Below are 24120 nucleotides of genomic sequence, written 5' to 3'. Positions count from 1 at the left end.
CCACTTCCAGCATGGCTGTTTTGCGACGGGTCTGGCCCAGTCGAATGCGTCGCCTAGCGGTTGCGATGGAAGCCCCGGCTTGCGACATAGCGCCTATGGCACCTTCCCCATCGATCCCCAAAGCCGCGTTCTGGATGGCGCTGTCGATCGCCTCGTTCCTGGCGATGTCGGTCGCCGGCCGCGCCACGACCGCGGAGCTCAACGTGTTCCAGGTGCTGGAACTGCGCTCGGTGATCGGCTTTTTCATCCTGCTGCCGCTGGTGATTGTGAGCGGCGGCTTTGCGGCGATGCGCACGCAGCGCCCCGTCGCCCATCTCGCCCGCAATGTCATCCACTATACCGGCCAGGCGGCATGGCTTTACGCATTGACACTGATCCCGCTGGCCGTGCTGATTTCGATCGAATTCACGACGCCGATCTGGACGGCCCTGCTGGCGGTGGCCTTCCTCGGCGAAAGGCTCTCCCGACCCAAGCTGGCGGCGATCGCGCTGGGGCTGATCGGCGTGGTGATCATCGTGCGGCCCGGCGTTGGCGCCGTCGATCCGGGGCACCTGATCGTGCTCGGCGCCGCTGTCTGCTTCGGCATTTCGGTGGTCATGGTCAAGTCGCTGACACGCACCGACAGCGTCGTGCGCATCATCTTCTGGATGCTGATCATCCAGTCGGTGGTCGGCCTGATCCCGGCGCTTTATGAATGGCGCAACCCACCGCTCGAACTCTGGCCATGGATCCTGCTGATTGCCTTCACCGGCATGTCGTCGCATTTCTGCATGGCGCGTGCCCTCACCTATGCCGACGCTACGGTGGTTTCACCGATGGATTTCCTGCGCGTGCCACTGTCGGCGCTGATCGGCTGGCTGCTCTACAGCGAACAGATCGACATCTTTACAGCCGGCGGCGCCCTGCTGATCCTGATGGGCAACCTGCTCAACCTGCAGCGCAAGGCGCCAAAGCCGGCCGAGGTCGCGGCCTCGTAGCGGTCGGTCAATTCCCCTCATCCGGTATGTTGAGGAGATGCCCGCAGGCCTTGCAGTGCACGGCGTCCGGCTCATGCCGTTGCAGTCCGCACTGCGGACAGGGAAAGAACACCTTGGCGGGTCGAAAAATCGCGGTCGCCAGTCTGACGAACAGCGAGATGCCGATGATCATGGTGGCGATCGCGGTCAGCTTGCCGGCGATCCCCGGCAGCACGATGTCGCCGAAACCGGTCGTCGTCACCGTGGCGACGGTGAAATAAAGCGCATCAATGTAGTTTTCGAGGCCGGCGCCGGTGCGGAAGAAGAAGGTGTAGACGAAGCCGGTGATGACGAACAGGAACGTCAACAGGTTGATGACCGCGTGGCTCGCCTCGCGCCAAGGCCTTAAGCCACGCATCTCGAAATGCCGCCACAGCGACCCGCTGCGCGACAGCGACCACAGCCGCAGGATGCGCAGGAACGCCAGATTTGCCAGCGCCGTCGGCATCAGCAGCGTCAAAAGGATGAAGACATCGACCCAGGATGTCGGCTGTTTCATCAGCCGCAACATGTCGTTGGAGGCTAACAGTCGGGCAATCAGGTCGGCGGCGACCAGCGCCGCGACGGTATAGTCGAGCCACAGGAATGACGGCTTGTCCTGGAGCACCGGCGTGGCAACGAAGAAGGCGATGATGGCGAGGTCGATGATGACCGCCACCAGTTGAAACCGGAACGCCGCCGGCGTGCGTCCGTGATAGAGCTTGCGCAGCCTGTCACGCAGCCGCGCGATGGCAGAGCTTTGCTGCGATCCGTCCTTCTCGGCTGCTTTCATCACCAAGTGCGTAACGGTCCCAGGCGGGGCCGTCTAGAGCATGATCCCAAAAAGTGGGTGCCGGTTTTTGGAAAAGATCCCGTTCAACAAAGGGTTAGATCATGATGAGATTTCAACCGAATCTCATCATGATCTAGTGGGCCCGGTGATCGTCAGCCCTCCACCACCTTGCCGTCCGGCCCGACGAGGCGCCAGGCCGAGGCGGTGTCGTAGACGAACCGCTCCTCCGCAATCCGGTCACCACGCCAGCGCTGCAGGGCCACCTCTTCCAGCCGGCGCACGGTGCCGGCCTTGTCGACACGGTCGAAGGTCCAGCGGATGGCGACATTGTCGCCATCGACCAGGAATGTCTGGACAGGATGGGTGTGCATCTTCTCGATCCGGTCGAGTGCTGCCTGCTCATGCGCCATCAGTGTTTCCTTGCCGCGCCGCGGGACGCCGAGATTTTCCTGCATGGTGGCATCGTCATGGTAGAAGTCGGCGATCGCTTTGACGTGGCTGCCTTCGACCACCTCCTTGAGGAAGGCTTCGACGCGTTCGCGGCTGGGCATGATTGTGCGTTCCTTTGAAGTTTCTGCTCAACGCATGTGGTTCAAAGGAAGGTCAGGTCAACCACGCCCCGCACGCTGGCCCTATCGGCTGCAATGTCAGGCCCAGAGCATCTTTATGCCGTCATGCACTGGCCGACGTCGATGCGATTGCCGTGTATATCAGCGCAGCCTAGACGAGCTCGACTTCGACCACACCCGGCACCGCGCGCATGGCCGACGCGATCTGCGGCGAGATGCGGTAGCGATTGGGCAATTCGATCTCGATCTCACCTTGCCCGGCTTCCTTGATCAGCACGAAGCTGACCTGGCCCTCGCCCTTTACCGCCAGTTGGCCGGCCAGCATGCCGATCGGAGCCGCATCGCGCACGAAGATGCGCAGCGCCTTCTGGATACGGCTGGCCTCATCCTCCAGCGACTGCACCGTCTGGATGCGCAGATTGACCCCTTCGGGCCTATCCTCGGCCGAAACGGTGATCACCACCGAACGTCCGGGCTCGAGCAGATCGCGATACTGCGCCAACCCTTCCGAAAACAGCACGGCTTCATATTGGCCAGATGTGTCGGAAAAGGCGATGACGCCCATCTTGTTGCCGGTTCGGGTCTTGCGCTCCTGCTTGGTGGTGACGGTGCCGGCGAGCCGGCCCGCGGCGGCACCGCGTTTGACCGCAGCCGAGAACTCGCCCCAGTTTTGCACGCGCATCTTCTGCAGGGCCGCCTTGTACTCGTCGAGCGGATGCGCCGAAAGATAGAAGCCGACGACCTGGAATTCGCGGTGCAGCCGGTCGGCGGCAAGCCACGGATCGGTCTGCGGCAAATTGAGCGCCTGCTGTTGCGCGCCGAGCGACGCGCCGAAAATGTCGTGCTGGCCCGAAATGGCATTCTGCTGCGCCAGAGAAGCCAGCCCCATCATCCGTTCGACGCCGGCCATCATCTGGGCGCGGTCGTGGCCGAAGCAGTCGAGCGCGCCGGCCATGATCAGGCTTTCGAAGACGCGCTTGCCGACGATCTTGGGATCGACCCTTTCACAGAAATCGGCGAGATTCTTGAACGGCTTTTCGCCGCGCATGGCGACGATGTGCTCGACCGCAGCGTCGCCGACGCCCTTGAGGGCCGCCAGCGAATAGTAAATGCGGTTCTCGCCGACCTCGAAATTGCGGAAGCTGGTCATCACCGACGGCGCCACCACCTCGATGCCGAGACGCAGCGCATCCTGGCGGAAATCGGCGAGTTTGTCGGTATTGCCCATGTCGAGCGTCATCGACGCCGCCAGGAACTCGACGGGGTAATGCGCCTTGAGATAGGCGGTCTGGTAGGACACGACGGCGTAGGCGGCCGCGTGCGATTTGTTGAAGCCGTAGTCGGCGAACTTGGCCAGAAGGTCGAAGATGAAGTCGGCCTGCGGCTTGCCGACGCCGCGTTCGACCGCACCAGTGACGAAGCGCTCGCGCTGCTTGTCCATTTCGGCGCGGATCTTCTTGCCCATGGCGCGGCGCAGCAGGTCGGCTTCGCCGAGCGAATACCCCGACAGCTCCTGCGCGATCTGCATCACCTGTTCCTGGTAGACGATGACGCCTTGCGTCTCCTTCACCAGATGGTCGATTTTGGGATGGATCGAGGCCATCTCCTCTTCGCCATGCTTTCTGGCGTTGTAGGTCGGGATGTTCTCCATCGGGCCGGGGCGGTAGAGCGCCACCAGCGCGATGATGTCCTCGATACAGTCGGGCCGCATGCCGATCAGCGCCTTGCGCATACCGGCACTTTCCACCTGGAACACACCGACCACTTCGCCGCGCGACAGCATGGCGTAGGTTTCAGGGTCGTCGAGCGGGATCGTCACCAGGTCGATCTCGATGCCGCGCCGGCGGATCAGCTTCACTGCCGTCTCCAGCACGGTCAGCGTCTTCAGGCCGAGGAAGTCGAACTTCACCAGCCCGGCCTGTTCGACATATTTCATGTTGAACTGGGTGACCGGCATGTCGGAGCGCGGATCGCGGTACATCGGCACCAGTTCCGACAAGGGCCGGTCGCCGATGACGATGCCGGCGGCGTGCGTCGAAGCGTGGCGGTAGAGCCCTTCCAGCTTTTGCGCCATATCGAGCAGCGTCTGCACGATTGGCTCCTTCTCGGCCTCCTCGGCAAAGCGCGGCTCGTTGGCGATGGCATCCGCCAGCTTGACCGGATTGGCGGGGTTCTGCGGCACCATTTTGGAGAGCTTGTCGACTTGGCCGTAAGGCATTTGCAGCACGCGGCCGACGTCGCGCAGCACCGCGCGCGCCTGCAGCGTACCGAAGGTGATGATCTGCCCAACCTGGTCGCGGCCATATTTCTGCTGGACGTAGCGGATGACCTCTTCGCGCCGGTCCTGGCAGAAGTCGATGTCGAAGTCGGGCATCGACACGCGGTCGGGGTTGAGGAAGCGCTCGAACAGCAGCGAGAAGCGCAGCGGATCGATGTCGGTGATGGTCGTGGAATAAGCGACCAGCGATCCGGCGCCCGAACCACGGCCCGGCCCGACCGGAATGCCTTGCGCCTTGGCCCATTTGATGAAGTCGGCGACGATCAGGAAATAGCCGGGAAACTTCATCTTCTCGATGATGGAGAGTTCGAAATCGAGCCGCTCGCGGTATTGTTCGACCGTGTAGCCGGAAGTGGGCCCATGCGCAGCCAGCCGCGCCTCGAGCCCCTCATGCGCCTGCCGGCGTAGCTCATCGGCCTCCGCTTTCAGCGCCACCTCATTGTCGGCGACATCGCCGCCGGTAAAGCGTGGCAGGATCGGATTGCGGGTCTTGGGATAATAGGAACAGCGCAGCGCGATCTCGACGGTGTTGTCGATCGCTTCCGGCAGGTCGGCGAACAGCCGCGCCATATCCGCCTGGCTGCGCAGGAAATTGTCCGAAGTCAGCCGGCGACGGTTGTCGGCGGCAACCACCGAACCCTCGGCAATGGCGATCAGAGCATCATGCGCGTCATAGTCGTCGCGGGCGGCGAAGAACGCCTCATTCGTGGCGACCAGCGGCAGATCATGGATATAGGCAAGGTCGACCGATGATTTCTCGATAGCGCGGTCATAACCGGAAACACGGTCCAGCTCGACATAGAGCCGGTCGCCGAACAGCGCCTTGAGTGCCAGAAGCCGCGTCTCGGCAAGATCTCGGCGATCCTCCTTCAGCGCCCGGCCGATCGGGCCGCGCGGCCCGCCGCTGAGGCAGATCAGGCCATCGCTATGGCCTTCCAGCATTGCTGACGTCAGATGCACGGGCTCGCCCGGCGGCGTCTCCAGATAGACCTGGCTGACCAGCCTGACGAGGTTGCTGTAGCCGGCCTCGGTGGCGGCGAGCAGCACCACGGCGTGCATCTCCGGACCATGGCGGCGGCGGTCGCGCTGCGCGTCGCTGGTCTCGCCGGAAAAGGCGAGATCGATCTGGCAACCGATAATCGGCTGGATGCCTTCCTTCACCGCCTTCTGGGCAAATTCCAGCGCGCCGAACAGATTGTTTGTGTCGGTGACTGCGATTGCCGGGCACTCGTCCTTGACTGCATGACCGACAACGGCGGCGACCTGCAAGGCGCCCTCGAGCAGCGAATACGCCGAATGCACGCGCAGATGGATGAACGGCCGCGCCGGCGCCTCCGGGCGCGCAGCAGCGAGCGCTGCTTCGCGCCTCAGGGGATCGCGTGGAAGTTTGTCATCCGCCATGATGTTTCAAATTGCTCGAAGGGCTTTGAGTCGATGGAGATGTATTGTCCCGGACCGGGCGATGCCAGTCCAGCACAAATGACCACCGACCACAGGCTTCCGTACCCAGCCGCACGGCTCAGAGATTGTTCGAAATTCGCACTGGCGAGTCATATGATGGTGGTTTCGAGAACCGGAGCGCAGCGGCCATTGGTCCGTGAGCACGGGAAGCGCAGAACCACCTTCAGATGGCCGCCGGAGTAGAATTTCCAAACAATCTCTAGGCGAACTCCATGATCACCGCATCGACAGCCAGGCTGTCACCCGGCTTGGCGTTGAGCTTCGACACGACAAGATCGCGGTCGGCGCGCAGCACGTTTTCCATCTTCATCGCCTCGACCACGGCCAGCGTCTCGCCGGCCTTGACCTCCTGCCCCTCGGCAACCGCGATCGACACGACCAGGCCCGGCATCGGGCAAAGCAGCATCTTGGACGTGTCCGGCGCCACCTTCTCCGGCATCAGCCTTTCCAGCTCCGCCGTGCGCGGCAGCATGGCGCGCGCCGTCACCGACATGCCTTTCCAGGCAATGCGCAGGCCGTTCGGCGCCGGCCTGATCTGCGCCGTGACCTTGCGGGCACCGACAGTGCCGCGCCAGATGAGGTCGCTCGGCCGCCAGTCGGACGCCACGGTCAGCACTTTGCCGCCATCGACCGACAGATCGATTTCCATCGGAATGGAGATCATGCCCTCGATGATCGAAGCCTGGAGATAGTCGTCGCCGAGCTTCACCACCCAATCGCGCTTGAGTGCGCCCGAATGCGGCGCCAGCCGCCCGCCCAGCCGGTCGAGCCGGTCGCGGCGCAGAAGCTCGACCGCGGTGGCGATCGCCGCCAGCACTGCCTTTTCATCGCCATTGGGCACGATCGGCGCGAAGCCGTCAGGATATTCCTCGGCGATGAAGCCCGTCGATATCCGCCCCTCGCGCCAGCGCGGATGCTGCATCAGCGCCGCCAGGAATGGAATGTTGTGCTCGATGCCGTCGACGACGAAACTGTCCAGCGCTTCCGACATGGCGTCGATTGCCGCCAGCCGTGTCGGCGCCCATGTGCAGAGTTTTGCCACCATCGGGTCATAGAACATCGAAATCTCGGAACCTTCGGTGACGCCGGTGTCGTTGCGGATGACGATGTCGCCGAACGTGCCCTCCTCCGGCGGCCGGTAGCGCGTCAAACGGCCGATCGAGGGCAGGAAATTGCGATAGGGATCCTCGGCATAGAGCCGGCTTTCCACCGCCCAGCCGTTCAGCTTGACGTCGCTCTGCTCGATCGCCAGCTTCTCGCCGGCGGCGACACGGATCATCTGCTCGACTAGGTCGATGCCGGTAACAAGCTCCGTCACCGGATGCTCGACCTGCAATCGTGTATTCATTTCAAGGAAATAGAAGTTCTTTTCAGCATCGACGATGAACTCGACGGTGCCGGCGCTCTGGTAGTCGACCGCCTTGGCCAGCGCCACGGCCTGCTCGCCCATGGCCTTGCGCGTCCTGGCATCGAGGAATGGCGACGGCGCCTCTTCCGCAACCTTCTGGTTCCGGCGCTGGATCGAGCATTCGCGCTCGCCGAGATAGAGGGCGGTGCCATGCGCGTCGGCCAGCACCTGGATTTCGATATGACGCGGATCGACGACGAACTTTTCGATGAAGACGCGGTCGTCGCCGAACGAGCTTTTCGCCTCCGAGCGCGCCCGGTCGAAGCCGTCGCGCACTTCCGACTGGCTCCAGGCAATGCGCATGCCTTTACCGCCGCCGCCGGCCGAGGCCTTGATCATCACGGGATAGCCGATCTCGCCGGCGATCTTTTCGGCATGGTCGGCATTTTCGATGACACCAAGCCAGCCCGGTACCGTCGACACTTCTGCGGCATTGGCGAACTTCTTCGATTCGATCTTGTCGCCCATCGCCTTGATCGCCTTGGCTTTTGGACCAATGAAGACCATGCCCTCAGCCTCAAGCGCTTCGCAGAAGGCGGCCCGCTCCGACAGAAAACCGTAGCCGGGATGCACGGCCTGCGCGCCCGTCTCCTTGCAGGCAGCGATGATCTTTTCAGGCAGAAGATAGCTTTGCGCGGCCGGCGATGGCCCGATATGCACGGCTTCGTCGGCCATTTCGACGTGCACGGCGTCGCGATCGGCGTCGGAATAGACCGCTACGGTGGCAATCCCCATCCTGCGCGCCGTCTTGATGACGCGGCAAGCAATCTCGCCGCGATTGGCGATCAGGATTTTCGTGAACATCGAAGGCGTTTCCTCGGTCTTTCGTCCTTCTTATGGGCTTCGGCAGCCGGGCTCAAGCACCGCCGGCAGCGCACCCATCAAGACACTCCCTGCCCGCCAGGCCCGTGCCGAGGGGCGAAGGTTGGGCTCGCCGACGACTGAGCCAAGATTTGCGCCATATTTGGTCGCCAAATCGGGTTGAAACAGTATAAAAACCCTGAAAGCCTGAAGACCAATCGCCTTGGGAGGAATTGCCTGATGAAAACCCGCGCCGCTGTCGCTGTCGCCGCCGGAAAGCCGCTGGAAATCATGGAGGTCGACCTCGACGGACCGCGCGAAGGCGAGGTGCTGGTCGAGATCAAGGCGACCGGCATCTGCCACACCGACGAGTTCACTTTGTCGGGCGCCGATCCCGAAGGTCTGTTTCCGGCAATCCTCGGCCATGAAGGCGCCGGAATCGTCGTCGATGTCGGCAAGGGCGTCACTAGCGTCAGGAAGGGCGACCACATCATCCCGCTCTACACGCCGGAATGCCGGCAGTGCCCGTCCTGCCTGTCGCGCAAGACCAATTTGTGCACCGCCATCCGCGCCACGCAGGGCCAGGGCCTGATGCCGGACGGCTCGTCGCGCTTCTCAATCGGCAAGGACAAGATTTTTCACTATATGGGCTGCTCGACCTTCTCCAACTTCACCGTGCTGCCCGAGATCGCGGTGGCCAAGGTCAACCCCGAGGCCCCCTTCGACAAGATCTGCTACATCGGCTGCGGCGTCACCACCGGCATTGGCGCTGTCATCAACACCGCCAAGGTCGAGCAAGGCGCGACCGCCGTGGTCTTCGGCCTAGGCGGCATCGGCTTGAATGTCATCCAGGGCCTGAAGCTGGCCGGCGCCGACATGATCATCGGCGTTGATCTCAACAACGACAAGAAGGCATGGGGCGAGAGGTTCGGCATGACGCATTTCGTCAATCCGAAGGAGATCGACGGCGACATCGTCCCCCACCTCGTCAACATGACCAAGCGCGGTGCCGACCAGATCGGCGGCGCCGACTACACGTTCGACTGCACCGGCAACACCAAGGTAATGCGCCAGGCGCTGGAAGCCTCGCATCGCGGCTGGGGCAAGTCGGTCGTCATCGGCGTTGCGGGCGCCGGCCAGGAGATTTCGACCAGGCCATTCCAGCTGGTCACCGGCCGCACCTGGATGGGCACCGCCTTTGGCGGCGCACGCGGCCGCACTGACGTGCCAAAAATCGTCGACTGGTACATGGACGGCAAGATCCAGATCGACCCGATGATCACCCATTTGCTGAAGCTGGAAGACATCAACAAGGGCTTCGACCTCATGCATGAGGGCAAGTCGATCAGGAGCGTCGTCGTTTATTGAGGAGAAGAAGCCGCCGACCGAAGGGCCAGCGACTGTAGTTGCATGGGTTCAACAAGGGAGGAAGATAATGCCTGAGAAACTGCATCCGAAAATCGACAATGGCCTGCCGAAGGAAAGCGCAAGCTTTGCCGGCGGCACGCTGGTCTGTGCCTGCACCAGCAAGCCGGTGAAGGTGACGGTCAAGGGCCAGATCGCCCACAACCATGCCTGCGGCTGCACCAAATGCTGGAAACCGGACGGCGCGGTGTTCTCGGTCGTGGCGGTCGCCGGCACTGGCGACGTCACCGTCACCGAGAATGGCGACAAGCTGAAGGTGGTCGATCCGGCAGCATTGATCCAGCGCCATGCCTGCACCGGTTGCGGCGTCCACATGCACGGCCCGGTCGAGCGCGATCATCCGTTCAAGGGTCTGTCCTTCATCCATCCCGAGCGCTTCGAGGAAGACGGCTGGTCACCGCCGGGCTTCACCGCTTTCGTCTCGTCGATCATCGAATCCGGTGTCGACCCCAAGCGCATGGACGGCATTCGCGGCCAGTTGAAATCGATCGGCCTCGAACCCTATGACTGTCTCAACCCCGGCCTGATGGATTACATAGCCACCTGGACGGCGAAGAAGTCGGGCGCGCTGCCGGCCTGACGGTACGAGATTTCTGGCATGGGGCCGGGTAACATGCCGGCCCCATGTCCGTTTTGGAGAGATAATGCCCGCACCCGCCATCTACGTCGACGCCGACGCCTGCCCGGTGAAAGCCGAGGTCGAGAAGGTCGCCGAGCGCCATGGCGTGGTCGTCACCTACGTCTCCAATGGCGGGCTGCGTCCGTCGCGCGATCCGATGATTCGCAACGTCGTCGTCTCTAAAAGCGCCGATGCCGCTGACGATTGGATCGTCGAGAACGCAAAACCCAACGACATCGTGATCACCGCCGACATCCCGCTTGCCGCTCGCACCGTGGGGCTCGGCGCGCATGTGCTTGGGCCAACCGGCCGGCCGTTCACGCCGGAGACCATCGGCATGGCGGTTGCAATGCGCGATTTGAAGCAGCATCTGCGCGAAACCGGCGAGAGCAAGGGCTACAATGCCAGCTTTGCGCCACAGGATCGCTCGCGTTTCCTGGGTGAGCTCGACCGTATCTTGCGGCGGGCTCTGAAATCCGTCACACCCGACCAGACGTGAAGCATCATCCGAGGTCGGGCTATGGCCGACACATCGCCGAATAACCCCTTGCAGCGGCACAAGCAGTTCTTTGTGTCGCTAGCCGTCGGTCTGGTCGTATTTGCCGCGGTATTGCCTTTGATTGGAGCGCTCCCCGTCTCCACGCGGCTTGCCTATTCGATCTCGATTGCCGCCGATTCCTTCTTCGTCGTCTTCATCGCGCTCGTCATCGCCAAGATGCCGCTGCTGTCCGGCCGCTATCTCAGCAAGAACGCGCGCGAACTGGACCTCCCAGTGCTGGGCATCTTTGCCATCACGCTCGGCATCGTCGCCATGGCCATTGTCCTGCTGTTCCTTTTGATCAATCACAAGGATCGCGACCCCATCGAACTCGGCTTCGCCATGCTGTCGATCCCGCTTGGCTGGTTCACCATCCATGCCATGGCCGCCCTCCACTATGCGCATGTCTACTGGATGGACGGCGACGCGATCGATGCCGAAACCAAGAAGAAGATACCGGTCGGCGGCCTCGATTTTCCCGGCAGCAAACGGCCGGACGGTTGGGACTTTCTCTATTTCGCGACGGTGATCGGCATGACCGCGCAGACCGCCGACACCGCGATCACGACCTCGCATATGCGCCGCGTGGTGCTTGTCCATTCGATCCTGTCGTTCTTCTTCAACGCCGTCATCGTCGCCGCCGTCGTCAATCTCGCGGTGAGCCTCGGCAATTGAGTATCCGTGCCCGCGATAAACCCGTGCCCGTAATAAAAACGTGACCGCATGAAACATCGCTTTCGATAGCGACGTATTGGGAGGACAAGGACGAGCGCGGCCATCCCAGGATCGCGCAGCCGGAGGCGAGGAAAAGATGGAAACCATTACCGTGAGTCAGCCCGGCGCAGGCGTCGATGCCGCCTCAACGAAGGATGCGACGCTGATCTACCGGCAATCGCGCTGGACCCGCCTGACGCACTGGCTGTGGGCGATCTCGCTGTTCTTCATGCTTTTGTCCGGCCTGCAGATCTTCAATGCCCGGCCGCAGCTCTACATCGGCAAGCAATCCGGCTTCGAGTACAACAACACCGTCTTTGCCATCGGCGCCGAAAACACCGCCACCGGCCCGCGCGGCTATACCGAAATCTTCGGCCATCGCTTCGACACCACCGGCGTGCTCGGCTGGTCGGGCCCGGCCGGTCAGCAAACCTCGCGCGCCTTCCCCTCCTGGGCGACGATCCCGTCCTATTACGATCTCGGCACCGCCCGCGTCGTGCATTTCTTCTTCGCCTGGATACTGACCACCACCCTGGTCGTCTGGCTGGTCGCCAGCCTGGTCAACGGCCATCTGCGCCGCGATCTGGCGCCGCGCCTTGACGATCTCAAGCGGCTGCCGCAGGACATCATCGAGCACGCCAAGCTCAGGTTCCACCACACACGCGAATACAACACGCTGCAGAAAATAGCCTATGGCGGCGTGCTGTTCGTGCTGTTGCCACTCATGATCATCACCGGCCTTGCCATGTCACCGAGCATGAACTCGGTGCTGCCCTGGTTAAACGAAGTGCTCGGCGGCCGGCAGACGGCGCGCACCATCCATTTCACGGTGATGGTGCTGCTGGTCGGCTTTTTCATCGTCCATATGATGATGATCCTCGCTGCCGGCCCGATCAACGAACTGCGCTCGATCATCACCGGCTGGTACCGCACGGATCCGCCAACGCATGGCGACACCGAGAGGAGTGCGTGAGATGGCCAAATTCCCGATCAGCCGCCGAAAGTTCCTGACGGGTGCCGGCCTCGGCGTTTCCGGCATCATGTTGTCGGGCTGCGATGCCTTCGACAGCCAGCTCGGCATGGGCGATGGCCTGCGCAGTTTCCTCGAAAACGCCAATGGCCTGACCTACCGCGCGCAACGCTGGCTTGCCGGCCGCGATGCTCTGGCGCCGGAATTCACCGAGGCCGACATCCGCCAGCCGCAGCGGCCGAACGGCGTCACCGCGCCCGACGATGACACCTACAAGGGCCTGCTCGCCAACAATTTCGCCGACTGGCGGCTGGAGGTAACGGGCCTGGTCGAAAAGCCGCTGTCGCTCAGCCGCGAGCAGTTGGAGAACATGCCGAGCCGCACGCAGATCACCCGCCACGACTGTGTCGAAGGCTGGAGCTGCATCGCCAAATGGACCGGCACCCCGCTGTCGCTGGTGCTCGACCAGGCTGTGGTCAAGCCGCAGGCCCGCTATGTCATGTTCCACTGCCTCGATACGATCGATCGCAGCCTCTCCGGGGAAATCAAATATTACGGCACCATCGACCTGATCGATGCCCGCCACCCGCAGACGATCCTGGCCTACGGCCTCAACGGCAAGCCGCTGCCGGTCGAAAACGGCGCGCCGCTGCGCGTGCGCGTCGAACGACAGCTCGGCTACAAGATGCCGAAGTATCTCTACAAGATCGAGCTCGTCGACAGTTTTGCCAATATTGGCGGCGGCCGCGGCGGCTATTGGGAAGACAATGGCTATGACTGGTATGGCGGGATTTGATGGCCTCGCATTCTGACCGAGCACGATCTGACTCCGACCGAACCGAGCTTGCCTGAGGAAGCCGGTTTCGAGCGCGTGGCCGAACTTGGCGATTGGCCTGAAGACACTCCAATATCGTCCTCTGCAAAACGGTCGCAGAAAACGGCGCGGCTTAAGCAACCTTGTCGAGCAGTGGCTTGAGCGCCGGATGTATCTCCGGCGAGGCGAGTTTGATCAGCGTCAGCAGCGCGCATTCATTGTCACGCAGCGGGCGGTCGGTGCCGATGCGATCGGCCAGCCATTTCGCCTCGCTGGCGTCGATCGTCTCGGCGCGGCGCGCGAGTGCCTCGGCGGCACGGTTCTTCGACTCCCATTCGGCCTCGATATCGCCGGGCGAACGATAGGCTTCCATGATGCCGGCCAGTCCGCCCGACACCATGCGGCTGAAGAAGCCACCAATTTCGGGCTCGGCCTGGTCCAAGAAACTGTCACGACGCAGCGCCACATCGCGCGTCGGCGCTTCGTAGCCGGCCGAACACATGACGAAATTGGCGAGCGCCTTGACGAACAGGTCGTTCCAGGACGGGTCGTTGTGGGCCGCTGCGGTCTGCTCGTTGATCTGGAACAGCACCTCGGCCTCAACCCGTGTGATGGCAATGTTACCGTCGCCGCCATAGGCATGGAGAATGCGGCGCAACAGATCGACCTCTGCCTTGGCGACCAGCCCGGGAACCAGCGCGCCGCCGAGCATCAGTGGTCCCTTGCCGTCGACCACCGCGTTGGCGACCTGCTCGAGCGCATAGGCGGAGAGCCGGCCGGGCGATGATTTCGCCCTTTCCAGCACATGCACCAGCAGCTCCAGTTCGGTCACACTGTCGACCATTCCGTCGCGCGAGATGGTCTGGATCAGCCAACCGGCATTGTCTTCAGAGATATAGCCTGCCGGCTTTTCCTGGTGGACGATGTAGTCGGTAACGGCCTCGACGAAGAATTCAGGCCATTGCGGGCATTTGTCCGTCGCTGTCGCATCGAGCGCGAACAGTGCTTCAGCCTCGCCGCGCGTCACCACGCCGTCGGCGAACACTTCGCGACGCAGCATGACGACATCTTCCGCCGTGATGCGGTCCTTCGAGGCCAGCCCCGCCACCGGCGCGCTCCCGATCCGTTCGCCCATCTGTCAATCCCCATCCGCCGTGCCCAACGCAATTGCCGGCCAAACCGTCAGCCCAGAATATCGCCATTGTCTTGAAAAACCGGCAAACGGCGTGGTTAGCGAAGACTGTAAAGACGACGCGCTTTACGTGTCGCTGGCAGGTGACAAGGTGTCGCCGACAAGCTATGGATGGCGCGTCGAGGGCTTAAGTTTTGAGTCCTACCTGTTTGCGGGAGAGAGCAGCGCGAGCTGCCGCCGAAGGGGAAATCGCCCGAAATCTCTCAGGCAAAAGAACCGTAGACGGGAAAGACACTCTGGAAAGTCGGGGCTTGCCCCCGCGCCGAAGGTGTAAGCGTCGCCGACAGAGTTCCGGTTGCGCGAGTCTCTCAGGCTTCAGACAGAGGGGCACGGACTGGTCGCCAGCAGCGGCCGATTGCGTGCGACTCTGGAGATGACATGACGGGCGACGACACCAAACACCTTCCTCTCGAAGATCTGCACACCGCCGCCGGCGCACGCTTTGGCGCCTTTGCGGGCTGGTCGATGCCGCTGACCTATCCGGCCGGCGTGATGAAGGAGCACCTTCACACCCGCGAACATGCCGGCCTGTTCGACATTTCGCATATGAAGCTGTTCGAGATCAGCGGACCGGGCGCTGCGGCACTGCTCAACCGCGCCAGTCCGCTCGATGCCGGCGCGCTTGAGATTTCACAGTCCAAATATACCTTCTTCCTCAACGAGGCCGCCGGGATCATCGACGATCTGATCGTCACCCGGCTCGGCGCCGAGCGCTTCATGGTGGTCGCCAACGCCGGGAATGCGGTCGAGGACGAGAAGCATTTGCGTGCGCTGGCGACCGATTTCGACGTGAAGGTCGATGCGCTCGATCGCGTCTTCCTGGCGATCCAGGGGCCCGAAGCCTGGGCTGCCTTGTCCCGCGCCGGCATCGAGACCGGCTCGCTCTTGTTCATGCATGGCATCGAGCCGAAGCAAAACTGGTTCATGAGCCGCTCCGGCTACACCGGCGAGGACGGCTTCGAGATCGGCCTGCCGGAGGCGGATGCGCGCGCTCTGGCCACGAAACTGATCGAGGACGAGCGTGTGTTGTGGATCGGCCTTGCTGCCCGCGACTCGCTGCGGTTGGAGGCCGGCCTGTGCCTGCACGGCCAGGACATCACCCCGGAGATCGATCCGGCGAGTGCCGGCCTGATGTGGGCGATCCCCAAAGATCTCCGCGCCGGCGGATCCTTCATCGGCGCCGATGCGCTGCGGTCCATCCTGGAGCGCGGGTCGTCGCAAAAGCGCGTCGGCCTGAAGCCGGACGGCCGCCAGCCGGTGCGCGCCGGCGCTGCTTTGTTCGATGCCGACGGCAATCCGGCCGGCCACGTGACATCAGGCGGCTTCGGCCCCTCGGCCGGCCATCCCGTCGCCATGGGCTACGCCACAACGCCCCTGGCCAACCCGGGCACGAAACTCTTCGCCGATGTTCGCGGGACGAAAATCCCGGTCGATATCAGTTCCTTGCCCTTCACTCCTCATCGCTACCGCAAAGGATAATTCCGATGGCAAAAACCTATTTCACACAAGATCACGAATGGCTGAGCGTCGAGGGAGGCATCGCCACCGTCGGGATAACCGACTATGCGCAGGAACAGCTTGGCGATCTCGTCTTCGTCGAACTGCCTCAAATCGGCACGAAGCTCAGCAAGGGCGATACCGCCGTGGTCGTCGAATCCGTCAAGGCGGCCTCCGACGTCTATGCGCCGGCTGACGGCGAGATCACCGACGCCAACGGCGCGCTGTCCTCGGACCCGTCGCTGGTCAACTCCGCGGCGACCGGCGACGGCTGGCTGTGGAAGATGAAGCTCGCCGACGAAGGCCAGCTCGCAGGCCTCATGGATGAGGCTGCCTACAAAGCCCATATCGGTTGATATCAGGACCTATTGCCATGAGCGCAGCACTTACCCCCTTCTCGGCCCGCCACATCGGTCCTGATGTAAACGATGTCAGAGCCATGCTTGCCGTGATCGGCGTTCCCTCCGTCGAGACGCTGATCAGCCAGGCTGTGCCGCAGTCGATCCGCCTCGATCTGCCGCTGACCCTTCCCGCGCCGGCGAGCGAAGCCGAAGCGCTGGCCGAATTGTCGGCGATCATGGCAAAAAACACGGTGCTGAAGAGCTTCATCGGCGCCGGCTATCACGGCGTCCACGTGCCGCCGGTCATCCAGCGCAACCTGTTCGAGAACCCGGCCTGGTACACCGCCTATACGCCCTACCAGGCCGAGATCAGCCAGGGCCGCCTGGAAATGCTGTTCAACTTCCAGACCCTGGTCACCGAATTGACCGGCCTGCCGGTGGCTTCGGCCTCCCTGCTCGACGAAGCGACGGCGGTGGCCGAAGCGGTCGGCATCGCGCTGCGCCATCATCGCGACAAGCGCACCAAGGTAGCGCTGGCCGGCACGCCGCATCCGCAGACGCTGGACGTCGTGCGCACCCGCGCCGAGCCGCTCGGCATCGAGATCGATGGCGAGACCATCGACGACAACACCGCCGCCCTGCTGGTCTCCTGGCCGGACACGTTTGGCGTCTATGGCGACCACAAGGCGGCGATCGAGAAGGCTCGCGCCACCGGCGCCGTGGTCGTCTTCATCGCCGATCCGCTTGGTCTCACGCTGACCGACGCGCCGGCCAGGCTTGGCGCCGACATCGCCGTCGGCCCGATGCAGCGCTTTGGCGTGCCGATGGGCTTTGGCGGCCCGCACGCCGCCTATTGCGCCGTCTCCGACAAGCTGACCCGGCTGATGCCCGGCCGCCTCGTCGGGCAGTCGATAGACAGCAAGGGCCGTCCCGGCTATCGCCTCGCCCTGCAGACGCGCGAACAGCATATCCGCCGCGACAAGGCGACCTCCAACATCTGCACCGCGCAGGCGCTGCTTGCCAACATGGCGACCGCCTATGCGATCTGGCACGGCCCCACTGGTTTGCAGGCGATCGCAGCGCGCATCCATGAGCTCGCCAACCGCCTCGCAGCAGGCCTGAAAACCGCTGGTGTTTCCGTGCTCGGCTCAAGCCGTTTCGACACGGTGACGGCCGAAGTGAAGGGCAAGGCAGCTTCGATCGCCGCTGCCGCTGAAAAAGGTGGCCGGCTGCTGCGCGTCATCGATGCCGACCGCATCAGCATCGCCTTCGACGAAACCTCGACCGAGGCGGATCTCGAGGCTATCGCCGCCCTGTTCGGCGCCAAGTCCGGCGCTACTGAGGCCGGCGCGATGCCCGGCAAGCCGCGCGGCAAGGAGTTTCTGACCCAGCCGGTTTTCCGCGAAAACCACTCCGAGACCGACATGATGCGCCTGCTGCGCAGGCTAGCCGACAAGGATTTGGCGCTCGACCGCACCATGATCCCGCTGGGCTCCTGCACCATGAAGCTCAACGCGGCGGCCGAAATGATGCCGGTCAGCTGGCCTGTTGTCGCCAACCTCCATCCCTTCGCGCCGGCCAGCCATTCGGCCGGCTATCGCGCCATGGTCGGCGAGCTGGAAGGCTGGCTGGCGGAGATCACCGGCTTCGACGCCGTCAGCCTGCAGCCCAATGCCGGCAGCCAAGGCGAATATGCCGGCCTGCTCGCCATCCGCGCCTATCACCGTTCGCGTGGCGAAGGCCATCGCACCATCTGCCTGATCCCCCAGTCCGCGCATGGCACCAATCCCGCGAGTGCGGCGATGGCCGGCATGAGCGTCGTCGTCGTGCGTTGCCTGGAGGACGGCAATATCGACATGGACGATATGCGGGCCAAGGCCAACGAGCATTCGAAGAATCTCGCAGCCCTGATGTTCACCTATCCCTCGACGCACGGCGTCTACGAAGAAGGCGCGCGCCACCTGTGCGCTCTCATTCACGAGCATGGCGGCCAGGTCTATTTCGACGGCGCCAACCTTAACGCGCTGGTCGCCCTGGCCCGGCCCGCCGATATCGGCGCCGATGTCTGCCACATGAACCTGCACAAAACCTTCTGCATCCCGCATGGCGGCGGCGGTCCGGGCGTCGGTCCGATCGGCGTCAGGGCGCATCTGAAACCCTATCTGCCGGGTCATGTCACCGAAGGCTCGGCGCATGCCGTGTCGGCCGCACCGTTCGGCAGCGCTTCCATCCTGCCGATCACCTGGATGTACATCCGCATGATGGGCGCCGCCGGCCTGAAGCAGGCGACGGAGACGGCGATCATCTCGGCCAATTATGTGGCGACGCGGCTCGCGCCGCACTTCCCGCTTCTCTACAAGGGCAGGCACGATCGCATCGCGCATGAATGCATCCTCGACACGCGCGTGCTCAAGGAGAGCGCCGGCATCAGCGTCGATGATATCGCCAAGCGGCTGATCGACTACGGCTTTCACGCGCCGACCATGTCGTTCCCTGTCGCCGGCACGCTGATGGTCGAGCCCACAGAGTCCGAGCCCAAGCGCGAACTCGACCGGTTCTGCGAGGCGATGATTGCCATCGCCGGCGAGGCAGCGAAAGTGGCGAAGGGCGAATGGCCGCTCGAGGACAACCCGCTGGTCAATGCCCCGCACACGGCGGCCGAAACCCTTGCCGGCCAGTGGACCCACCCCTATTCGCGGCTGGAAGCGGCCTACCCCGCCGGCGATGTCGATACGGCGGCCAAATACTGGCCGCCGGTTTCGCGCATCGACAATGTCGCCGGCGACCGCAACCTCGTCTGCTCCTGCCCGCCGCTGTCGGAATATCTCGGCGCCGCCGAATAACACTCTGGCCTGTCAGGCTGAGCGCAGGGCCGGTCCGTCGGCTTTGCCGTTGAGGACAAGCACGCGATTTCGCCCGGCGTTCTTGGCCGCGTAGAGCGCCCGGTCGGCCTCGGCCAGCACTTCATCCAGGCTGCTGCCGTCTTCCTTGCCAAAGCCAATGCCGCCGCTGACGCTGCTGCGCAACGGCCCGCGCGGCGTCGGCACCACTTCCGTGCCGAAGGCGACGCCGATCCTGCAGGCGAAATCGTAGGCCTTGTCTTCGGTCATCCGAGACATGACCAACGCGAACTCCTCGCCGCCCAGCCGGAAGGCGTCGACGCCAACCCTGTCATACTTCTTGATGACTGCGGCGAAACGGCAGAGCACCCGATCGCCGACGGGATGGCCATAGACATCGTTGGTTCGCTTGAAGTGGTCGAGGTCGAACATGGCGACCGACATGAACGGGCCGAAGACGCGCTCGCGATAGAGCGAGTTCAAAGCCCGCCGGTTCATCAGACCGGTCAACGGGTCGGTCAGGGTCTCGGCCTTCAGTTCGATCTGTGCCTGCAGATGATGCAGCGACAGCGTCAGCGCGCCGAGAGCCGTCATGCAGGCGACCGCCACGACCGAATTCAACCGCTCGGCCCAATTGTCGGGTGCGACGCCGAGCACCCACTGGGCCCTTGACCAGAAGCACGGCGCCGCAGAGCCCGAAGGATACGCCGCAGACGCCGCTTAGCGCCGAAACGACCAGCAGAATGCCGCGATCCTGACCGCCCTTGATCCAGAACATCACCCCGATCGAGGCGAGCAGCACTGTTACCGTCGTATAGGTGAGGATGAAGCCGACACCATCGAAACCGAGATAGGTCACGCCGGCGCAGACAGCGATCGCGAGCATGGCCGGCAGGACAGCGCGGCTGTAATTGCGCACACCAAGATATTGCATGGCCGAAAGTGAAAGCGCCAGGAAACCGAGGCTGAGCAGCGCCAACGCTGCCTGACAAAGCAACGGACTGGGCCTCCCTCGTGTAGCGCCAGAAGACGATGACGTGGGCGACAAGGACGAGAATGCCGCACGCAACCGTCAGCACGAAGCGTGCACGCGGCGCCGTGAACCAGATCACAAACATGGTGACGCTCAGGCATGTGCCCGACAGCGCAGCCGCCAGCAATAGCGAACTGAAATCCAGCATGGATGAGCGGCAACCTTTGGGATCTTCGATTTGTGGCGCATCATAGGCATGCAACCGGCCGGAGATACCGTTTTCGGCCGGTTTTCAAAGCAACCTGCCGACAGGGTTTACAAAGCGTCGACTGCCGTCCCGCGAAGCTCGGCACGCGAGTGTCCCTAGTCTCAGCCCTTGTTGAGCAGCGCCAGATTGGCGTTGATCACGCTCGGGTCGGCCATGCCGGCCCTTGCTTCCATGAGCAGCGCTCTCGCCTTCTTCTTGTTGCCGCGCAGCAGCTGCGAATAGCCCATATTGTTGACAATCTGCGGCTTGCGCCCGGCAACCTTCAAAAGCTGGTCGTAGGCGCGGTCGGCGAAGTCGAAGCGGCCGAGTTCGTCATAGGAGGCGGCAAGCCCCATCCATCCCTCGGCACTGTCGGCCTTCAGTTCCACGGCCTTGCGGAAATGCTGTTCGGCAAGGCCGTAATTGGCCTCGCGGAACTGCGCCTTGCCTTGCGCAAGGTCGGAGGTGCTGACGTCTTTTGCCACCGGTTGGATCGATGTGGTCTTGGTTTTGTCGACGTTGTCGGTCGTGCAGCCGCCGACCATCAAGACCGCCGCTAGCGCGGCCATTGCCGTGAAACTTCTGTGACGCATGCCCCTGGCCCCAATCGCCCGATTTACCGGGTCGTTCTCTGAGGAAGCAGACTACAACAGGGCGATTAAACTTCAGTGCGGAAACGCGCCTAAAATTTGGTTTCGGGCACAGAAGCCATTAACCAGCCGAAGCCTATTCCGGCTCCAGCGCCTTGAGCCCCGCCGGAAACTGATAGCGCCTGCCGTCGTAGCGCAGCCGGTAGGTTCGTTTCATGGACCTGCCGGGATGGGACTGGCACTCGCCATTCTTGTCGACAGACGGATTGTCGGTGTCCAACCGCTCGAACACTGTGATGTCGTGATAGCCGTGATGTCTCGCCGGGCTCATCGCCAGGCTGACCCGGTTGGATTGAAAGGATCCTGCGCAATTGGTGTCGCCTTCGCCGCCAAAGCCGGCCACGATGATGCCGTCGAGCACCAGGCGCAGAGCACCGCCGTCAAGGGCATAGAGCCGCAGGTCGGTTTCACTGAAAGGATTCGGCTGCGAATGGTTTGCCATGTCGATGCGCAGGCCGAAGGCGCCGACATCGGGCGCCAATCTGTAGCGCCCGGTATCGAAGTCGATCTCGCGGATGCCGACGGCATCATCGGTCATCAGCCCGGGCTGGAGCAGGCGCTGGCGCACCTGCCGGGTCTTCCTGTCGACGACCAGAAGCTCGACATCGCCGAAATGCCCGTCGTCGCTGGATTGGGAGCTGTCGATCAGCGGCACGGCGACCAACAACAGGTCGTCATGGGCGGGCCAGATCTTGCAGACCACGCCGAATGGCGCATCGCCATCCCAAAGCGTCTGGGCGATGCTGGTATGAGGTTCGAGCGTGAAGGAGGCGCCATCGGCACTCTTTTGGGCCTTGGGATATGCCTGCTGCACCAGAGCGGCAGCGTCGCCGCAATCGTCGGCCGCGGCCGAGGCCGGCGACAGACTGGCCGCGGCGAGGCCGAGGAAGGCGGTGCACAAGACTATTCGCATGGACGGCTCACTCATTTTGCTTTTTGCGGATTTTGCCGAAGGAGAGCGGCCAAACCGGCCGGATATGACATCCAGGCGAAGCGTAGTTGAAGTGAGTAACCGCAGAAAGCCGCCGGGCGGCCACTTGGTATCTACTGCCTTGGTATCTACTGAACCGCCGTCATTTTGACGATGATCGGGATGACGGCGATCATCAACACCACCGGCAGGATGCACACCACCACCGGCACCGACATCTTGGCCGGCAAGGCATGTGCCTTCTCCTCGGCCAACGACATGCGCTTGTGGCGCATTTCGTCGGAGAACACGCGCAGCGCCCCGGCGAGGCTGGTGCCGAGTTCCTTCGACTGCTGCAAGAGCGTGGCGAAGGAGCGCACCTCGTCCAGGCTGAGGCGGTCGGCGAGCGCCTTCAATGCATCGTCGAGGCTGCGGCCGGCCCTGAGTTCCAGCGACACCAGCTGCAGATTCTGGCTCAGCGACGGATAGGTCTTGGCCAGTTCCCTCGAGACGCGCTCGATGCCGGCCTCCATGCTCATGCCGGCATCGGAGCAGACGATCATCAAATCCATGAAGTCGGGAAAGCCGTTGCGGTATTCGCGCATCTTTTCCCGCACCTTCTGGCTGAGCACCAGGCCGGGCACGAAATAGCCGGCGGCTCCCGACAGGATGATGAAGGTCCAGCGGCTGGTCGCGGTGGAATCGGCGCTGCCCATCCAATGGTTGACCAGGAACGCGCCGATCGCTGCGCCCACCAGGCAGGCGAAGCGGATCAGGAAGAATGTGCCGACCGCGCGCGGCTCCATATAGCCCGCCTGGATCAGCTTCATACGCAACCGGGCGACATTTTCCGGATCGCTCTTGGCGTAGAATTCCTGCGCCCGCTTCACCGCCTTCTCGCGCACGACGCTCTGGTTCTTCTTCGGCGCCACCTCGGCCTGTTGGGGAGTCTTGCTGTCGTCGATCTTGAGCCGGCGCTTGAGATCGTTGCGGTCGCCTTTGGCCACCACCAGCGGCCATGCCACCGCGCTGCCGCCCAATGCCAGCAGCATCGCGGCTACCGGCATCAGCGACGTCGGCGCCAGCGAGGCAAGAAACTGGATCACCTGCTCCATCTCAGAACCGGAAGTTCGACATCTTGAACATGATGATGTTGCCCAGCATCAGCCATGTCACCGAACCGCCCAGCAGATACCAAGTCTTCGGCACATCCCAGACGCTTTGATAAAATTGCGGCATCATCACCATGATGGCGGCGAACAGCAGCGCCGGCACCGCCGTCAGGATATAGGCCGACATACGACCCTCGGTCGAAATGGCGCGCACCTTGCGGCGCAGCTTGCCGCGTTCGCGGATCGTCGTCGACAGCCCGTCGAGGATCTCGCGCAGATTGCCGCCCGAACTCGTCTGGATGGAAACCGCGGTGACGAACAGCGGCAGATCCTCCTGGCCGACGCGATCAAACAGTGAATTCAACGCCGAAACCAGGTCGGAACCATAAGTCACCTCGTCGGAGATAACGCCGAATTCGGTGCCGATCGGATCGGGCATCTCGCGCGACACCATCGAGATCGCCACCGGAACCGGATGCCCGGCCTTCAAGCCGCGCGTGATCAATTCCAGCGCCTCCGGCAACTGCACGCCGAAACGCTTCACCCGCCGGGCACGCTTGGAGCGCAGCACAATTACCGGCAGCAGCGCTGTCAGCACCACAAACAGCAAAATGGCGAGCAACAGCGGCAGGCCGTACCAGAGCGCGACGAGCATCATCGCCAGCGCCACGCCCGTCGTCATCGTCAGGAATTTCGGCAAGGGCATCACCATGCCAGACTGCGTGCGCAGCGCGCGAAAACGGTCGGGCGAGAAGGATGACGTGCCGGAATCGAGGCCGCGTTCCTTGCGCAGCTGGATCAGCACCTGTTCCTGGCTGATCTTGTTTTCCTGCAGCTTCATGCGCCGGTTGATAGCCAGGCGCTTGTCGCTGCGGCCGGCATAGAGCAGATAGCAGCCTTCGGCGATCATGATGCCGGTCAGCGCTGCCGCGGCATAGACGACATAGATCGGGCTGAAATTCTCGAACACCCG

Annotated in this window: 20 protein-coding genes and 1 riboswitch; of the genes, 10 read left to right on the top strand and 10 right to left on the bottom strand. The window is 63.1% G+C overall.

Annotation, left to right across the window (positions count from 1 at the left end; all coding sequences use genetic code 11):
- Positions 1 to 95: 95 nt before the first annotated feature.
- The gene (locus NKI64_RS23695; protein WP_023729857.1) at positions 96 to 977 is read left to right on the top strand and encodes a DMT family transporter; all 882 of its coding nucleotides are present in this window, start codon (positions 96 to 98) and stop codon (positions 975 to 977) included.
- A gap of 7 nt (positions 978 to 984) precedes the next feature.
- On the opposite strand, the gene NKI64_RS23690 is transcribed toward NKI64_RS23695, so the two are convergent.
- From NKI64_RS23690 to NKI64_RS23675, 4 genes are all read right to left on the bottom strand, one after another.
- Positions 985 to 1788, bottom strand: coding sequence for a potassium channel family protein (locus NKI64_RS23690; protein ID WP_023688306.1), 804 nt, complete (start codon positions 1786 to 1788; stop codon positions 985 to 987).
- A gap of 152 nt (positions 1789 to 1940) precedes the next feature.
- Positions 1941 to 2339: a nuclear transport factor 2 family protein gene (locus NKI64_RS23685; RefSeq protein WP_023667583.1), complete on the bottom strand. Its 399-nt coding sequence runs from the start codon at positions 2337 to 2339 to the stop codon at positions 1941 to 1943.
- 169 nt (positions 2340 to 2508) lie between these two features.
- A complete protein-coding gene (gene dnaE / locus NKI64_RS23680) occupies positions 2509 to 6036 on the bottom strand; it encodes a DNA polymerase III subunit alpha (RefSeq protein WP_352670405.1) in 3528 nt (1175 codons plus the stop codon).
- Positions 6037 to 6295: 259 nt separating this feature from the next.
- Positions 6296 to 8308 (bottom strand): acetyl-CoA carboxylase biotin carboxylase subunit, encoded by a 2013-nt coding sequence (locus tag NKI64_RS23675; RefSeq protein WP_352670402.1) that lies wholly within the window; start codon positions 8306 to 8308, stop codon positions 6296 to 6298.
- A 237-nt stretch (positions 8309 to 8545) separates the two neighbouring features.
- On the opposite strand from NKI64_RS23675, the gene NKI64_RS23670 reads away from it, so the two are divergent.
- The 6 genes from NKI64_RS23670 to NKI64_RS23645 all read left to right on the top strand — a co-directional run bounded on the left by NKI64_RS23670 (position 8546) and on the right by NKI64_RS23645 (position 13367).
- Positions 8546 to 9673 carry an S-(hydroxymethyl)glutathione dehydrogenase/class III alcohol dehydrogenase gene (locus tag NKI64_RS23670; RefSeq protein ID WP_023691151.1) on the top strand — a complete coding sequence of 376 codons (1128 nt, stop codon included), beginning with the start codon at positions 8546 to 8548 and terminating at the stop codon, positions 9671 to 9673.
- A 67-nt stretch (positions 9674 to 9740) separates the two neighbouring features.
- Complete coding sequence (gene gfa / locus NKI64_RS23665; protein WP_023691150.1) at positions 9741 to 10310, top strand: S-(hydroxymethyl)glutathione synthase; 570 nt, start codon at positions 9741 to 9743, stop codon at positions 10308 to 10310.
- A 64-nt stretch (positions 10311 to 10374) separates the two neighbouring features.
- Positions 10375 to 10848 carry a YaiI/YqxD family protein gene (locus NKI64_RS23660; RefSeq protein WP_023691149.1) on the top strand — a complete coding sequence of 158 codons (474 nt, stop codon included), beginning with the start codon at positions 10375 to 10377 and terminating at the stop codon, positions 10846 to 10848.
- A 21-nt stretch (positions 10849 to 10869) separates the two neighbouring features.
- Positions 10870 to 11562 (top strand): DUF1345 domain-containing protein, encoded by a 693-nt coding sequence (locus tag NKI64_RS23655; protein ID WP_352670399.1) that lies wholly within the window; start codon positions 10870 to 10872, stop codon positions 11560 to 11562.
- A 136-nt stretch (positions 11563 to 11698) separates the two neighbouring features.
- Positions 11699 to 12574 carry a cytochrome b/b6 domain-containing protein gene (locus NKI64_RS23650; RefSeq protein ID WP_023825655.1) on the top strand — a complete coding sequence of 292 codons (876 nt, stop codon included), beginning with the start codon at positions 11699 to 11701 and terminating at the stop codon, positions 12572 to 12574.
- Between the two features lies 1 nt (position 12575).
- Positions 12576 to 13367, top strand: coding sequence for a molybdopterin-binding protein (locus NKI64_RS23645; protein ID WP_023822981.1), 792 nt, complete (start codon positions 12576 to 12578; stop codon positions 13365 to 13367).
- Positions 13368 to 13518: 151 nt separating this feature from the next.
- Here NKI64_RS23645 and NKI64_RS23640 read toward each other — a convergent pair whose 3' ends face one another.
- Positions 13519 to 14520, bottom strand: a complete 1002-nt coding sequence (locus tag NKI64_RS23640; protein ID WP_352670395.1) for a hypothetical protein — start codon at positions 14518 to 14520, stop codon at positions 13519 to 13521.
- A gap of 199 nt (positions 14521 to 14719) precedes the next feature.
- Positions 14720 to 14806: riboswitch (glycine riboswitch) on the top strand.
- Between the two features lie 149 nt (positions 14807 to 14955).
- Here NKI64_RS23640 and gcvT point away from each other — a divergent pair.
- Genes gcvT through gcvP form a run of 3 tightly spaced genes read left to right on the top strand, consistent with a single transcriptional unit; the run spans position 14956 to position 19258 of the window.
- Positions 14956 to 16056: a glycine cleavage system aminomethyltransferase GcvT gene (gene gcvT, locus NKI64_RS23635; RefSeq protein ID WP_023748527.1), complete on the top strand. Its 1101-nt coding sequence runs from the start codon at positions 14956 to 14958 to the stop codon at positions 16054 to 16056.
- A gap of 5 nt (positions 16057 to 16061) precedes the next feature.
- Complete coding sequence (gcvH, locus tag NKI64_RS23630) at positions 16062 to 16430, top strand: glycine cleavage system protein GcvH (protein ID WP_023667594.1); 369 nt, start codon at positions 16062 to 16064, stop codon at positions 16428 to 16430.
- Positions 16431 to 16447: 17 nt separating this feature from the next.
- Positions 16448 to 19258 carry an aminomethyl-transferring glycine dehydrogenase gene (gene gcvP, locus NKI64_RS23625; protein ID WP_023667595.1) on the top strand — a complete coding sequence of 937 codons (2811 nt, stop codon included), beginning with the start codon at positions 16448 to 16450 and terminating at the stop codon, positions 19256 to 19258.
- A 12-nt stretch (positions 19259 to 19270) separates the two neighbouring features.
- On the opposite strand, the gene NKI64_RS23620 is transcribed toward gcvP, so the two are convergent.
- The 5 genes from NKI64_RS23620 to NKI64_RS23600 form a co-directional block, all read right to left on the bottom strand.
- On the bottom strand, positions 19271 to 19912 hold the full coding sequence (locus NKI64_RS23620) for a GGDEF domain-containing protein (protein ID WP_352670390.1): 642 nt from the start codon (positions 19910 to 19912) through the stop codon (positions 19271 to 19273).
- Between the two features lie 685 nt (positions 19913 to 20597).
- Complete coding sequence (locus tag NKI64_RS23615; RefSeq protein WP_023667596.1) at positions 20598 to 21068, bottom strand: hypothetical protein; 471 nt, start codon at positions 21066 to 21068, stop codon at positions 20598 to 20600.
- A gap of 133 nt (positions 21069 to 21201) precedes the next feature.
- Positions 21202 to 22254 carry a PA3715 family protein gene (locus NKI64_RS23610; RefSeq protein ID WP_245263958.1) on the bottom strand — a complete coding sequence of 351 codons (1053 nt, stop codon included), beginning with the start codon at positions 22252 to 22254 and terminating at the stop codon, positions 21202 to 21204.
- A complete protein-coding gene (locus NKI64_RS23605; protein ID WP_023667598.1) occupies positions 22185 to 23150 on the bottom strand; it encodes a type II secretion system F family protein in 966 nt (321 codons plus the stop codon). The genes NKI64_RS23610 and NKI64_RS23605 overlap by 70 nt, the downstream gene beginning before the upstream one ends.
- A gap of 1 nt (position 23151) precedes the next feature.
- On the bottom strand, positions 23152 to 24117 hold the full coding sequence (locus NKI64_RS23600; protein WP_023667599.1) for a type II secretion system F family protein: 966 nt from the start codon (positions 24115 to 24117) through the stop codon (positions 23152 to 23154).
- Between the last annotated feature and the right edge of the window lie 3 nt (positions 24118 to 24120).

It is taken from the genome of Mesorhizobium sp. M0478 (assembly GCF_040321305.1).
In the GTDB taxonomy this organism is placed as follows: Bacteria; Pseudomonadota; Alphaproteobacteria; order Rhizobiales; family Rhizobiaceae; genus Mesorhizobium.
This window is presented reverse-complemented; position numbering and strand designations above follow the sequence as displayed.

Bases quoted from the DNA above. Each gene is read 5' to 3' on its own strand.
- NKI64_RS23695 (WP_023729857.1), top strand. From the start codon at position 96: ATGGCACCTTCCCCATCGATCCCCAAAGCCGCGTTCTGGATGGCGCTG.
- NKI64_RS23690 (WP_023688306.1), bottom strand. From the start codon at position 1,788: ATGAAAGCAGCCGAGAAGGACGGATCGCAGCAAAGCTCTGCCATCGCG.
- NKI64_RS23685 (WP_023667583.1), bottom strand. From the start codon at position 2,339: ATGCCCAGCCGCGAACGCGTCGAAGCCTTCCTCAAGGAGGTGGTCGAA.
- dnaE (WP_352670405.1), bottom strand. From the start codon at position 6,036: ATGGCGGATGACAAACTTCCACGCGATCCCCTGAGGCGCGAAGCAGCG.
- NKI64_RS23675 (WP_352670402.1), bottom strand. From the start codon at position 8,308: ATGTTCACGAAAATCCTGATCGCCAATCGCGGCGAGATTGCTTGCCGC.
- NKI64_RS23670 (WP_023691151.1), top strand. From the start codon at position 8,546: ATGAAAACCCGCGCCGCTGTCGCTGTCGCCGCCGGAAAGCCGCTGGAA.
- gfa (WP_023691150.1), top strand. From the start codon at position 9,741: ATGCCTGAGAAACTGCATCCGAAAATCGACAATGGCCTGCCGAAGGAA.
- NKI64_RS23660 (WP_023691149.1), top strand. From the start codon at position 10,375: ATGCCCGCACCCGCCATCTACGTCGACGCCGACGCCTGCCCGGTGAAA.
- NKI64_RS23655 (WP_352670399.1), top strand. From the start codon at position 10,870: ATGGCCGACACATCGCCGAATAACCCCTTGCAGCGGCACAAGCAGTTC.
- NKI64_RS23650 (WP_023825655.1), top strand. From the start codon at position 11,699: ATGGAAACCATTACCGTGAGTCAGCCCGGCGCAGGCGTCGATGCCGCC.
- NKI64_RS23645 (WP_023822981.1), top strand. From the start codon at position 12,576: ATGGCCAAATTCCCGATCAGCCGCCGAAAGTTCCTGACGGGTGCCGGC.
- NKI64_RS23640 (WP_352670395.1), bottom strand. From the start codon at position 14,520: ATGGGCGAACGGATCGGGAGCGCGCCGGTGGCGGGGCTGGCCTCGAAG.
- gcvT (WP_023748527.1), top strand. From the start codon at position 14,956: ATGACGGGCGACGACACCAAACACCTTCCTCTCGAAGATCTGCACACC.
- gcvH (WP_023667594.1), top strand. From the start codon at position 16,062: ATGGCAAAAACCTATTTCACACAAGATCACGAATGGCTGAGCGTCGAG.
- gcvP (WP_023667595.1), top strand. From the start codon at position 16,448: ATGAGCGCAGCACTTACCCCCTTCTCGGCCCGCCACATCGGTCCTGAT.
- NKI64_RS23615 (WP_023667596.1), bottom strand. From the start codon at position 21,068: ATGCGTCACAGAAGTTTCACGGCAATGGCCGCGCTAGCGGCGGTCTTG.
- NKI64_RS23605 (WP_023667598.1), bottom strand. From the start codon at position 23,150: ATGGAGCAGGTGATCCAGTTTCTTGCCTCGCTGGCGCCGACGTCGCTG.